This window comes from Pseudoalteromonas neustonica, assembly GCF_001653135.1.
In the GTDB taxonomy this organism is placed as follows: domain Bacteria; phylum Pseudomonadota; class Gammaproteobacteria; order Enterobacterales; family Alteromonadaceae; genus Pseudoalteromonas; species Pseudoalteromonas neustonica.
Window position 1 is genome coordinate 31,875 of sequence record NZ_BDDS01000015.1, and the last position, 12,415, is coordinate 44,289.

Here is a 12,415-nt window from a genome sequence, read left to right on the forward strand (position 1 = left end):
AGGACTTTATGTCAGTAAATCAACAATCAGCCACGCACAACACAAGTGCCCTCATTGATGTGTTACTTACACAAACATCATTAAGCTTTAGCCAAAGCCAACAGTTATTTGATGCGATAATGCAAGGTAAAGTAAATAATATTGCGCTCTCAGCATTATTAGTCGCATTGAAACTCAAAGGTGAAGTAAGTGACGAAATTGCAGGCGCAGCTGCTTCCATGCGTGCTAATGCCGTTCCTTTTAATACAAAATTAGCAATGTTAGCTGACAGTTGCGGCACTGGCGGCGATGGCTCAAATACCATTAATATTAGTACTACCGCGGCCATTGTTGCAGCCGCCTGCGGGATTAATATGGTCAAACACGGTAACCGCAGTGTATCGAGTAACTCAGGCTCCGCCGATTTACTCAAAGCGCTGGGTATTAATATTGATATGACACCAGATCAAGCCGTTGCGTGTTTAGAACAAACTGGGTTTACCTTTTTGTTTGCGCCGCATTACCACAGTGGCGTACGCCATGCGATGGAAGTACGGACAACGTTAAAAACCCGTACTATTTTTAATATTTTAGGGCCTTTAGCAAACCCCGCAGCACCTGAAGTGCAATTGCTCGGTGTATACGACGAAAACTTATGCTTAGCGATGGCGCAAACACTAAAAACCCTCGGTACAAAGCGCGCTATGGTAGTTCATGGTTCCGGCACCGATGAAATCGCCTTGCATGGTAAAACGACCGTTGTAGAGCTTAATAATGGAGAACTTCGCCAGTACACACTCAGCCCTGCTGATTTTGGTCTTGCAAACTATTCACTTGAACAACTCGCCGGTGAAGGTCCAGAATATAACGCCAATGCCAGTCGCGCCATTTTAGCAGGCACAGGGACGGATGCGCATAATGCAGCAATTATCGTCAATGTTGCCGCACTGTTGTATCTCACTGGTAAAGTCGAAAACTTTAAAGCAGGCGCACAACACGTCGTTGAGGTTTTAAAAAGTGGTCGCGCCTTAAACACATTAAACACTATTGTAGAGCAAAGCCATAAAGCCGTAACAAACTCAGAGGTAACCAATGGCTAACGTATTAGACAAAATCGTCGCAGATAAGAAAATAGAGCTGGCTGAGCGTAAAGCAAAGCGCCCCCTTGAGAGCTTTAAAGCACAAGCAGTACCAACAAATCGTGATTTTTATAAAGCCTTAGCAGCACCTGGTACACAGTTTATTTTAGAGTGTAAAAAAGCTTCTCCTTCGAAGGGCCTGATTAGAGAGCCATTTGACTTAGCTGAAATTACAAATGTTTATAAAAACTACGCCACCTGTATTAGTGTATTAACAGATGAAAAATACTTTCAAGGAAGTTTTGATTACCTAGAGTTTGTACGCAGCCAAGTTGAACAGCCACTGATCTGTAAAGACTTCTTTATTGATGAATACCAAGTTTACATGGCTCGAATTTATGGTGGCGATGCAATATTGTTAATGTTATCAGTGCTTGATGATAAACAGTATCAACTATTGGCAAGCGTAGCGCACAGCTTAAACATGGCTATTTTGACTGAAGTGAGCAATGAAGAAGAAGTAGTGCGTGCATTAGCTCTTGATGCACAGATCATCGGTATTAATAACCGTGATTTACGTGATTTAAGTACTGATTTAGCTACAACCGAAAGACTGCGTACACTTATTCCTAATGACAAAGTCGTGATCTCTGAATCTGGTATCTATACCCATCAAGATGTAAAACGCTTAGCACCTTTGTGTAATGGCTTTTTAATTGGCAGTTCATTGATGGCTGAACCTGATTTAGAACGCGCGTGTCGTCGCGTAATTTTAGGTGAAAACAAAGTCTGTGGTTTAACTCGCAGTGAAGATGCCATTAATGCTTATAAAAGTGGTGCGGTATTTGGTGGATTAATTTTTGCGCCTAAATCACCGCGTTATGTTGACCTTGATTGCGCCTTACAAATAACTCAAAGCGCCCCGCTCGCTTATGTGGGTGTATTTGTAAATGAAAGCATTACAAATGTCGCTGAGCATGCAACAAGCTTAAAGCTATCTGCAGTGCAATTACACGGCCAAGAAGACAATGATTACATAAATACACTGCGCCCTTTACTGCCGCGTGGCTGTCAAATTTGGAAAGCTCAAGCAATTAAAGATAGCTTGCCTGAACCTATTAGTGGCGTTGATCGTCACCTATACGATACCCACAGTGATACACAAGCTGGCGGTACAGGTAAAACATTTGACTGGGCAATTTTAAAAGATGTAAAACAGCCGTTTATGCTCGCAGGTGGTTTAAATGCAGACAATATTCAAGGCGCTTTATACCAAGGTGCTCATGGCCTAGATTTAAACTCTGGGGTTGAGCAAAGCGCAGGCAAAAAATGCCAACAAAAATTAAATGATGCGTTTATCAGCATCCGCAAATATTGAGGTTAATATGAATAATCCAGCTTACTTTGGCGAATTTGGCGGCATGTTTGTCCCAGAATTGCTTGTTCCAGCGCTAAAACAACTAGAAAATGAGTTCAATAAATCACAAACAGATCCAGCTTTTCAAGTTGAACTTGAAAAGTTACTTAATGAATATGCCGGTCGGCCTACACCGCTTACATTAACCCGTAACTTAATTAAAAACCCAAAAGTCAAACTATACTTAAAACGTGAAGACTTACTCCATGGTGGCGCGCATAAAACCAACCAAGTATTAGGTCAAGCATTATTAACAAAGCGCATGGGCAAAAAAGAAGTTATTGCTGAAACGGGTGCCGGACAACACGGGGTAGCCACAGCACTTGCATGCGCACTACTGGGTTTAAAGTGCCGTATTTACATGGGCGCAAAAGACGTTGAACGTCAGCAACCTAATGTATTCAGAATGAAACTAATGGGCGCAGAAGTTATTCCTGTAACCGCAGGCTCTGGCACACTTAAAGATGCTGTAAATGAAGCGCTGCGTGACTGGTCAGCAAATTATAAAGAAGCACACTATTTACTGGGCACAGCCGCAGGCCCTCACCCATTCCCAACCATTGTCCGTGAGTTTCAAAAGGTAATTGGTGAAGAAGCAAAAGAACAAATATTAAAAGCAGAAGGTCGTTTGCCTGATGCTGTACTAGCCTGTGTTGGTGGTGGCTCTAACGCCATTGGTATGTTTACTGACTTTATTGACGAACCTAGTGTTAAATTAATCGGGGTCGAGCCTGCGGGTAAAGGCCTTGATACTCACGAACATGGCGCAACAATTTGCAAAGGCACCAAAGGTATTTTACACGGTACATATACTTATATTATGCAAAACGATGATGGCCAGATAGAGGAATCATACTCTGTTTCAGCAGGTCTTGATTACCCTGCAGTGGGCCCACAACATGCATTTTTACATGAAACTGGCCGGGCTCAGTATGTGGGTATTACAGATACAGAAGCACTTGAAGCATTTCAGCTACTGGCTAAAAATGAAGGGATTATTCCTGCGCTAGAATCAAGCCATGCGCTTGCTTACGCACTCAAGTATGCGGAGCAGCTAACTGAGGAGTCCATTTTAGTGGTCAATTTAAGTGGCCGTGGTGATAAAGACTTAGCACATGTTATGGATGTACTTTCAAAAGGAGAAAACGCATGAGCCAAACTGACCAAAAAACCGACCGCTACGGCAAAATGTTTGCAGCATTAAGCGAGCAAAATCAAGGCTCATTTGTCCCATTTGTGACTATAGGTGACCCAAATAAAGAGCTTAGTGTTGAAATAATTAAAAGTTTAATTGATGGTGGCGCAGATGCGCTTGAATTAGGGATCCCATTTTCAGACCCTATTGCTGATGGCCCGGTTATTCAAGCGGCAAACATTCGCGCCCTTGATGTACACATTAACACGCAAGATTGTTTTGATATCATTAAGCAAGTGCGCCAATACAATGCAGATATTCCAATTGGCTTACTGTTATATTCAAACTTGGTGTTTAAACGGGGCCTAGAAGCTTTTTATAAAGATGCCAAAGCGGTCGGTGTTGATTCAATTTTAGTGGCTGACGTACCACTTCACGAATCTAAAATGTTTCGACAAGCTGCAATGAGTAATAACATTGACCCAATTTTTATCGCCACACCAAATGCGCCTGATGACACACTACGTCAATGTGCATCTTATGGCCGCGGTTATACCTATTTGCTTTCACGTGCTGGTGTGACAGGTACTGAGACCAAAGCACAAATGCCAGCGAACTCTATTGTTACTAAACTAAAAGAGTATCACAGTGCACCAGCATTACTCGGTTTTGGTATTTCAACGCCGGAAGATGTAAAGGCAGCCTTGGCTGCTGGCGCTGCTGGCGCTATTTCAGGCTCTGCGGTGGTTAAAATTATTGAAACAAACCTTGATAACCCGCAAGCTATGTTAAGTGGTTTAAAAGAGTTTGTAGCTACGATGAAAGCGGCTACAGTACGTTAAAACACCATTCATTAAAAAAGGGCCTGAATAGGCCCTTTTTATTTAACAATGCCTCAAAGGTTATCTTTTAGCGCTTTGGCGGGCTTAAAAACCGGCTTGTTAGCGCCTTCAATTTCAATCACTGCGCCCGTTTGCGGATTACGCCCTGCTCTTGCCGGATAATAACTTAACGCAAACGTACCTAAACCATTAACTTGCACTTGATCGCCTTCTGATAATGACTTAGTTATAGCCGCTAACATACTCTCTAAAGCTGCTTTAGAGTCTTTTTTAGTTAATTCACTGTGTGCTGACATGGCACTGATAAGTTCTGCTTTATTCATAAAATGCTCCTAAAGACGCCGCTAAACCTAACTAGGTTCACGGATTTTGGTAATGGTCGAATACAAAGCCAAGCAGGCTAAGGGTTAGTTACCCCTAAGTCAACCTTGTAAAGAACACAATAAGTTGATACAACCACTGCAATTATTTTGGTGTTATACAAGTTTTATCAAATTGGTATTAAAATTACGGGCATTCTATGCATGCAATAATTGAATTCATTCCGCTTATTTTATTTTTTGTGGTCTTTAAATTGACTGATATCTACTGGGCAACAGCCCTATTAATGGCTGCCACATTGATTCAGGTGACTTACTCTTATTTTAAAACAGGTAATGTCCCTGTACGCCAATGGCTATTTTTTGCCATTGCCATCATTTTGGGCACGCTGACACTGGTTTTTCATGATGAACAGTTTGTTAAATTTAAAGCGACCATTATTTATGCGGTAATTTCTTTAAGCTTACTCATCAGCCGCTACTTTTTTGGCAAAAACTTAGTCAAGAAAGCACTGAGTTCAGTTTTGCAAACAGCATTTGAATCAGAGCAAGAGGTTGCCGTACCAGAGTCTCTCTGGGATAAACTCAACATGTTATGGATGGCCATTACTGCCGGAATATCAGCATTAAACATTTACATTGCCTATAACTTCTCACTCGATTTTTGGGTTAACTTCAAAGTATTTGGTTTAATGGGGATTACTTTTATCAGTATTTTTACCACTATGATCATATTGTATAAATACTTACCTGATGAAGATGACGAAGTCGATAGTAAACACCTTTAACGTCATAAATCTGTCGTCTTTACTTGTTAGCCTAGGATACAAAATCACGCTGAGACGACCTTGAACGCCAATCAATACCGCTGGTTTGAATTTACACTTATATTTATTTGCTTGCCTTTAATTGGGTTTTATCTGCGTGCTTATTTAGCAAACTGGCTGATCCCCGCACTTATTATATTAATGAGTGTATGCGGCATGCTCTTACTTGGTGATCCTCACTTTAAACGCTTTAGGATTACCAGCCTTGGCCAATTTTCGGCTGTTAAACGTCGGTTGTTTAGTTTCTTTTTTATAGGTGCTCTATTTTCTGGCGTATTCTACGGAATAATTAATCAAGGAAATTGGTTTGTTATGCCACGAAACTCACTTCAAGACTGGTTAATGTTACTCATTCTTTATCCTGTTTTGTCTGTGATGCCACAAGAATTAATATTTAGAACCTACTTTTTTCATCGATATAAGCGCATTATGCCAAACAAAACGGTGCGAATTCTCGTCAGTGCCACGGTATTTGCATTAGCGCATATTGTTTATGCTAATTGGGTGGCTGTAATACTCGCATTTATTGGCGGTTTATTATTTGCGTTCACCTATGCACAAAGCCGTTCGACGTTTGTGTGTGTAATTGAGCATAGCTTGTGGGGCTTGTGGATGTTTACATTGGGGATAGGACAATATTTAGATTCTGCAATAGTGCCTTAAACAAAAGCCGCGCTAAATAGCGCGGCTTTTGAATCAAAAACTACCTAACTTAAAAACCAAATATACTCACTGCAAAAAATTTCGTCGCAACAGTATTTACCAATATTACTGTTAATATCACAGGAATAAACGTAGAAAGAGAAAAGTTTACGTACTTTTCAGTAAAGCTACCCGCATAACTAGGGCAACCTTGGCTTAACTCTTCACTTAAGCGAACTTTCTTCCAGCGGTACATAACAAATAAACATACCATCAAACCATTAAGCGGTAAAATTGTGTCGTAAAACACATCATACACAATATCAAATAAGCTTTTTGAACCACCGCCATAGTTGGTAAATGATGTTAATCCTTCAACCATACCAAATGACATTGTGCACAATACTGTCAGTACACCAATACTACCCGTTAAGATAAGCAACGCCATTTTACGGCTGATACCTTTACGATCACATAATGTTGCCGTTGGTACTTCAACGATTGATACTAATGATGTTATCGCCGCAAAAAATACTAATAAGAAAAAGATAAACGCAACAATTGATGCGCCTACATAACCAATATCAGTTTGTAGTGCTAACAATATTTTTGGTAGAAATTCAAAAATCATTGATACAGAAGAATCTGAAAGCTTAGTTGGGTCTGTCTCTGGATTAAAACTAAAGATTGCTGGTAACACCATTAAGCCGGCAATAAATGCAACTAACGAATCTGTTACCGCAACCATTTTAGCACTGCCTACAATGTCGTCTTTTTTAGAAATATACGATGCATAGGTCATTAAAATACCCATACCTAAAGACAATGAAAAGAATGCTTGTGCTAATGCACCATTGAGTACGCTCGCGTTCATTTTAGTAAAGTCAGGGATAATATAGTATTTAACACCTGCCATAGCATTATCAAGGGTCAGTACATAAACAACCAACGCGATTAATAATACAAACAACGCTGGCATTAAAAATTTCGCTGCCTTTTCAATCCCTTGCTTAACACCACCGACAAGAATCAAGTTAACAATTAGCGCCACAACCGCCATATAACCGAACACGCTTGAGCTATTTATAAATACCCCAAAACTTTTAGGGTCAGCCAACATATCTAAATTACCGAGTGCTACTTGACTTAAATAACCAAATATCCACACGGTGATAACCATATAAAAAACAGCAATCATAAAGGGGGTTAATACAGCTAAAAAGCCTGCAAACGTCCACTTTTTATCATTACCAGAGAGCAACTTATATGCATTTAATGGATCTTTTTGTGCTTGGCGGCCCATTGCCATCTCAGCCATCATTACGGGTAAACAAATAAAAACGACAAACAGTGCATAAATAAGTAAGAATGCACCACCACCATTTTTTGTTGCCGAGACAGGAAACCCAACTAAGTTACCTATACCAACTGCAGAGCCTGCCGCTGCTAATATAAAACCTAGGCGAGAGCTAAAGTGCTCACGATTATCGCTCATTTAAAAACCTTATTATTATTTTTTAACATCCCAGCGACTCTAACAGTGTTGTGCTGGGCTTTTCAAGCATATTCAGTTTAAAAGTATAATGTGGCTGTAAACCACACAGTCAACAAATCAAAGGTTAAGTAATCGCAATTTATTCGCCTAACAGATCTGCTGTGCTAATATCGAAACAATTTCAATAATATTAAAATGTAGAGAACACACTATGCTGTATATGATTTACTCAACTGATGTTGACAAGAGCTTAGCGTTTAGAAAGGCAGCCCGACCAGCCCATTTAGCACGTTTACAAGAGCTAAATGAACAAGGCAGATTACTCACTGCAGGCCCTCTTCCTGCAGTTGATAATGATGACCCAGGTGAAGCTGGTTTTACAGGCTCTTTAGTTATTGCTGAATTTAACTCGTTAGAAGCTGCACGTGAATGGGCTGCTGCCGACCCTTATGTCAGTGGTGGGGTATATGACAATTCTGTTGTTAAACCCTTTAAAAAAGTATTCCCAGCTTAAACCTTAAAATTATACCCAAACCAACTCAAGATGCAGAATTCAGCGCTTCACAGAGTTGGTTTAAAAGCGAATTATACGGCGTTATTGATTTGAACAATAGAACCACTATTATACCAATCAGCGTAGATATGGGGTCTATTTAATGACAAGAACACTGCGCTATAACGGGCGTGCCTAAATCGCTTTTAATTCCAACTGAAACGCGCATATTGAAGTGGCTTGGGTATATCCCTAGTCTCATAATTGCAATTTGAGCTGCACAGTTCAGTGTTTGTTCACGAGTTGTTAATTAAACTCATCCAGCTTAAATCATGTTTTTCATGATTTTTACTTGAGTTTTAGCTAGTTGGTTCATTAAACTAACAAGGTCTGGTTTAGGAGTTGCCCATCATGCGTATGTTATTAGCCCTTGGCGTCGTCATTTTTACACTATTTTCGTTCTCTTTTTCGAATAATAGTTATGCTGACTCTCAGGTAAATAAAACACCCATCACAAAAAAACAAGCGGTTGAGCTTGCTAAAAAAATAGAAGATGGTAAAACTCTCAAAATTACCGTACAAAATGACGTTTATACCGTAAGAATATTAAAAGCTGACGGCCATGTTGTCGACATTCACGTAAATAAAAAAACCGGCGAAGCGAAAAAGGATTAAAAAATGCGAATTTTAGTAATTGAAGATGATTTACACCTAGCAGATAATCTACGCAATGCATTAGAAAAAGAACGCTATAGTGTTGATCTATGTCATGACGGCGAAGCTGGTTTATTCCATATCACTGAATACCCTCTTGATATGGCGGTCGTTGATTTAGGTTTACCAAAAATAGATGGTATTGAACTTATCAATAAAGCGCGAGCGCAAGGGATTACCATTCCTATACTTATATTAACTGCACGCGATCGTTGGCAAGATAAAGTAGAAGGCCTTGATGCGGGCGCTGATGACTATCTAACAAAACCATTTCATGTTGAAGAATTGATTGCACGTTGTAATGCCCTCATTCGACGCAGTGCAGGTAAAGCAAATCCAGAAATGACTGCTGGACCAATTAAAATTCATACGCGCTCACAACAAGTATGGGTTGATGACAGAGAATTAAGCCTGACGGCCTATGAATACAAAGTTCTTGAGTATTTAATGGTTAACCCGCAAAAAGTAATCTCTAAATCTGAATTAACCGAGCATATTTATGATCAAGATTTTGATTTAGATTCAAACGTCATTGAAGTGTTCGTACTGCGCTTACGTAAAAAGCTCGACCCTGATGGCACACTAAACCCGGTAGAAACCCTACGTGGACGTGGTTACAGGCTCAAAAGCCAGTGGTAGCGTCGCAAATATCGCTTAAAATAAGGCAAGGATTTATCCTTGTCTTTGTTTTATTGGTCGCCTTACCTATTTTATTTTTCTCTATTGGTAAGGCATACTACGCGTCATTAATCGAAGCCACCGAAAAAACCCTCGAAGCCCATTTATACTCATTAATTTCAGAGGTTGATTTTACGGAACGCGGCATTATTATGCCCAGTACCATTTTAGCCCCAGAACTGAACCGTTTAAATTCTGATACGTATGCAATGATCTATCGCGATGAACAGCCCGTTTGGCATTCTGAGTCTGCGGTTAATGTAAATTTTGCCCCACAAAGTATCGAAGCACGTGCTGGCTCTGCTGATTTTCGCCGTATTGAGTACAAAGGGACTGCTTATTGGCAATTAAGTCTAACGGTCATTTTAGGTAATATTGATCAATCGGAACAAGCGCGCTTTATATTATTAAAGCGTAATGATGCCCTACTGCGTTTAATGGACGGTTTTAAACAAACACTCGTCAATTGGATGTATGTAATGGGTGTTGCAATAGCAGCATTAATGGCTATTGGGTTTGTTTGGAGCGCACGTCCGCTACAGCGTCTTGATAAAGAGATAAAAGCCATTGAATCGGGTGATATTCAAGAAATAAAAGGCCTATATCCCATAGAGCTGCAAACAATAAAAGCTGATTTAAATCTACTACTGCAGACCCAACAACGTCAAAAAGAGCGTTATCGAGCTTCTTTAAGTGACTTAGCACACGCGCTTAAAACGCCTTTGGCCGTGTTAAAATCAAGTCCACTGGCCAATGACGCTGATGCTCAAGAACAACTTGATCGTATCAACGTAATGATCGAACATCAATTAAAGCGAGCTGCAACTGGTGCAGCTGATACATGGAAAAAACAAACCATGATCAAGCCTGTTATTGATTCAATACTCAGTGCTATGAGCAAAGTTTACCGAGACAAAGATATTATTTTTACTTGCGATGTCACTGACAAGCAGTACTTTTTAGGTGATAAAACCGATTTGCTTGAACTATTAGGTAATTTAATTGATAACGCATGTAAAGCGTGTCGTTCACAAGTTGCTATCCATGTAATACAAGATAAAAACCTCAGCGTTGCTATAAGTGATGATGGCCCTGGCGTACCTATTGATAAACGTGAGTCTTTACTCACTCGCGGAACTCGCTTAGATACATATGAAAATGGCCATGGTGTAGGAATGGCAATTGTGTCAGATTTAGTAAAATCGTATAACGGGACACTTACCATTTTAGATTCTCACACCTTAAATGGTGCTAACTTTATATTAGAGTTTAATTATAATGATAAAAAATAATAGCTTAACTTTACTATGTGCATTAATACTGCTCTTTACTGAAAATGCTTTAAGTATGGATGACTGTATCTTAGATGATAAAGCGACCACTAATGAAGCTAAAAAGTATATTCAATGTTTAGATAGAAACATTGCTAACTTAAAGAGAACACAAAAAACGTGGATCAATAAGCTCAACTTAGATTTAGAAAAAATTCAAGAGGATACGGGGAACACGCAACTTTTACCTATATTTACTCGTAGTTTAACTTCTCACACTCGCTTTTTAGAAGACAGCTGCCGTTGGCGCTATCTGCAAAAGATGCCCAACGCCACCCAAGCGGCAATAGTATATAAACGCTGTGAGATTTTACTATTAGATCAATACATAGCCACTTTAAAACAACCTTTATAGGTAGCGTAATGCGCACCTAAGTAACCAACACAGGTAACGTGTTGGTTACAATTTTAGTCAAAGCTATTCTTTTGACCCTTCTAGTTCTTCACCATTTCCTAATAAAGTTGCTAGCCATCGGCCTTCTTCACTGGTCTCGAGTGCGATTTTCACTATCATTGTTAATGGTACAGACAGTAACATGCCAACCGTACCTAATAGCCAGCCCCAAAAAATCAATGACAAAAATACGACCAATGTAGATAAACCAAGCCCCTTACCCATGTACTTTGGCTCAACAATATTACCCATAACTGTATTAATTGTTAAGTAACCCGCCCCAACAAAACCAGCGATTAAAGGGCCTTGGGTTATTAATGCAAGGAGAACCGCAGGAATAGCAGCAATAATAGAACCGATATTAGGGATATAATTAAACATGAAGGCGATTACCCCCCACAACACAAAGTAGTCAACGTTCAAAGTCCACAATAATAATGCTGCCAGTAAACCCGTACCAAGACTCACCACCGTTTTAATCGCTAAATATGAGTTAATTGAATTTAAGAAGCGGTCTATCTGCTTCATCTTCATATCAGGATCATCTAACGCCATATGAATTTTATGGCTTAACATTGGCCCTTCAAATAACATAAATACTACGGTCAAAATAATTAAGAACAGGTTTGCCATCACTCCACCAAGCCCAGTTAACATACCTGTGGCAACATCAATCATTTTTCCGGGATCAAACATCGATATGAGCTGTTCTTTATTAATTAATATGTTATAGCTCGCAGCGACATCCACCAGCCAAATAAACTCTTCTTTAAGTTGTGCTTTATATTGTGGTAAATCTTGTGAAAAATCAGTGAGTGATTGACCAACTAGGCCACCAAGACTTACACCGACACCCACTACCATTAGCATGACAAGCATAATGGCAATACCTTTCGGTATTTTATAGCGACCAAAAAAGCTTAATAAAGGATTACAAATAATGGCAATAAATCCAGCTAATACAAACGGGATAACAATAACACTTGCTGCTTTTATACCTGCTAAACCAATTACTAATGCCGCGAAAATAACTAAACTTTTGTTTACTCCAGTTAATCCAGCCAAACTA

Annotated in this window: 14 protein-coding genes; 11 read left to right on the top strand and 3 right to left on the bottom strand. The window is 39.7% G+C overall.

The features are described 5' to 3' along the window. Window positions 1-8 precede the first annotated feature (8 nt). From trpD to trpA, 4 genes are read left to right on the top strand one after another with little or no spacing between them, the layout of a single operon-like run. On the top strand, window positions 9-1,079 hold the full coding sequence (gene trpD, locus A7967_RS16750) for an anthranilate phosphoribosyltransferase (RefSeq protein ID WP_054206259.1): 1,071 nt from the start codon (window positions 9-11) through the stop codon (window positions 1,077-1,079). After that, window positions 1,072-2,436: a bifunctional indole-3-glycerol-phosphate synthase TrpC/phosphoribosylanthranilate isomerase TrpF gene (trpCF, locus tag A7967_RS16755; RefSeq protein WP_064435886.1), complete on the top strand. Its 1,365-nt coding sequence runs from the start codon at window positions 1,072-1,074 to the stop codon at window positions 2,434-2,436. Before trpD ends, trpCF begins: the two co-directional genes overlap by 8 nt. Window positions 2,437-2,443: 7 nt before the next feature. Next, complete coding sequence (gene trpB / locus A7967_RS16760) at window positions 2,444-3,628, top strand: tryptophan synthase subunit beta (RefSeq protein ID WP_054206284.1); 1,185 nt, start codon at window positions 2,444-2,446, stop codon at window positions 3,626-3,628. Then, a complete protein-coding gene (gene trpA, locus A7967_RS16765; RefSeq protein WP_054206257.1) occupies window positions 3,625-4,452 on the top strand; it encodes a tryptophan synthase subunit alpha in 828 nt (275 codons plus the stop codon). Before trpB ends, trpA begins: the two co-directional genes overlap by 4 nt. A gap of 53 nt (window positions 4,453-4,505) precedes the next feature. Here the strand turns inward: trpA and A7967_RS16770 are convergent, their stop codons facing one another. Then, window positions 4,506-4,775 carry an HU family DNA-binding protein gene (locus A7967_RS16770; protein ID WP_054206256.1) on the bottom strand — a complete coding sequence of 90 codons (270 nt, stop codon included), beginning with the start codon at window positions 4,773-4,775 and terminating at the stop codon, window positions 4,506-4,508. Between the two features lie 197 nt (window positions 4,776-4,972). On the opposite strand from A7967_RS16770, the gene A7967_RS16775 reads away from it, so the two are divergent. Beyond that, window positions 4,973-5,560, top strand: a complete 588-nt coding sequence (locus A7967_RS16775; RefSeq protein WP_054206255.1) for an inner membrane-spanning protein YciB — start codon at window positions 4,973-4,975, stop codon at window positions 5,558-5,560. 60 nt (window positions 5,561-5,620) lie between these two features. Further along, window positions 5,621-6,262 carry a CPBP family intramembrane glutamic endopeptidase gene (locus tag A7967_RS16780; protein ID WP_054206254.1) on the top strand — a complete coding sequence of 214 codons (642 nt, stop codon included), beginning with the start codon at window positions 5,621-5,623 and terminating at the stop codon, window positions 6,260-6,262. 49 nt (window positions 6,263-6,311) lie between these two features. Here the strand turns inward: A7967_RS16780 and A7967_RS16785 are convergent, their stop codons facing one another. Continuing rightward, window positions 6,312-7,736, bottom strand: a complete 1,425-nt coding sequence (locus A7967_RS16785; RefSeq protein ID WP_054206253.1) for a sodium-dependent transporter — start codon at window positions 7,734-7,736, stop codon at window positions 6,312-6,314. A gap of 211 nt (window positions 7,737-7,947) precedes the next feature. Here A7967_RS16785 and A7967_RS16790 point away from each other — a divergent pair, with 211 nt between their 5' ends. From A7967_RS16790 to A7967_RS16810, 5 genes are all read left to right on the top strand, one after another. After that, the gene (locus A7967_RS16790; protein WP_054206252.1) at window positions 7,948-8,250 is read left to right on the top strand and encodes a YciI family protein; all 303 of its coding nucleotides are present in this window, start codon (window positions 7,948-7,950) and stop codon (window positions 8,248-8,250) included. 390 nt (window positions 8,251-8,640) lie between these two features. Beyond that, window positions 8,641-8,904, top strand: coding sequence for a PepSY domain-containing protein (locus A7967_RS16795; RefSeq protein WP_054206251.1), 264 nt, complete (start codon window positions 8,641-8,643; stop codon window positions 8,902-8,904). A gap of 3 nt (window positions 8,905-8,907) precedes the next feature. Beyond that, window positions 8,908-9,582 (top strand): response regulator transcription factor, encoded by a 675-nt coding sequence (locus tag A7967_RS16800; protein WP_016709350.1) that lies wholly within the window; start codon window positions 8,908-8,910, stop codon window positions 9,580-9,582. Next, window positions 9,576-10,913 (top strand): ATP-binding protein, encoded by a 1,338-nt coding sequence (locus A7967_RS16805; RefSeq protein WP_054206250.1) that lies wholly within the window; start codon window positions 9,576-9,578, stop codon window positions 10,911-10,913. Before A7967_RS16800 ends, A7967_RS16805 begins: the two co-directional genes overlap by 7 nt. Beyond that, window positions 10,900-11,307 carry a hypothetical protein gene (locus A7967_RS16810; RefSeq protein WP_054206249.1) on the top strand — a complete coding sequence of 136 codons (408 nt, stop codon included), beginning with the start codon at window positions 10,900-10,902 and terminating at the stop codon, window positions 11,305-11,307. Before A7967_RS16805 ends, A7967_RS16810 begins: the two co-directional genes overlap by 14 nt. 63 nt (window positions 11,308-11,370) lie before the next feature. Here A7967_RS16810 and A7967_RS16815 read toward each other — a convergent pair whose 3' ends face one another. Beyond that, window positions 11,371-12,411: an AI-2E family transporter gene (locus A7967_RS16815; RefSeq protein ID WP_054206248.1), complete on the bottom strand. Its 1,041-nt coding sequence runs from the start codon at window positions 12,409-12,411 to the stop codon at window positions 11,371-11,373. Between the last annotated feature and the right edge of the window lie 4 nt (window positions 12,412-12,415).

Excerpts from the sequence above, each read along its gene's own strand:
- trpD (WP_054206259.1), top strand. The coding sequence starts at position 9 with ATGTCAGTAAATCAACAATCAGCCACGCACAACACAAGTGCCCTCATT.
- trpCF (WP_064435886.1), top strand. The coding sequence starts at position 1,072 with ATGGCTAACGTATTAGACAAAATCGTCGCAGATAAGAAAATAGAGCTG.
- trpB (WP_054206284.1), top strand. The coding sequence starts at position 2,444 with ATGAATAATCCAGCTTACTTTGGCGAATTTGGCGGCATGTTTGTCCCA.
- trpA (WP_054206257.1), top strand. The coding sequence starts at position 3,625 with ATGAGCCAAACTGACCAAAAAACCGACCGCTACGGCAAAATGTTTGCA.
- A7967_RS16770 (WP_054206256.1), bottom strand. The coding sequence starts at position 4,775 with ATGAATAAAGCAGAACTTATCAGTGCCATGTCAGCACACAGTGAATTA.
- A7967_RS16775 (WP_054206255.1), top strand. The coding sequence starts at position 4,973 with ATGCATGCAATAATTGAATTCATTCCGCTTATTTTATTTTTTGTGGTC.
- A7967_RS16785 (WP_054206253.1), bottom strand. The coding sequence starts at position 7,736 with ATGAGCGATAATCGTGAGCACTTTAGCTCTCGCCTAGGTTTTATATTA.
- A7967_RS16790 (WP_054206252.1), top strand. The coding sequence starts at position 7,948 with ATGCTGTATATGATTTACTCAACTGATGTTGACAAGAGCTTAGCGTTT.
- A7967_RS16795 (WP_054206251.1), top strand. The coding sequence starts at position 8,641 with ATGCGTATGTTATTAGCCCTTGGCGTCGTCATTTTTACACTATTTTCG.
- A7967_RS16800 (WP_016709350.1), top strand. The coding sequence starts at position 8,908 with ATGCGAATTTTAGTAATTGAAGATGATTTACACCTAGCAGATAATCTA.
- A7967_RS16810 (WP_054206249.1), top strand. The coding sequence starts at position 10,900 with ATGATAAAAAATAATAGCTTAACTTTACTATGTGCATTAATACTGCTC.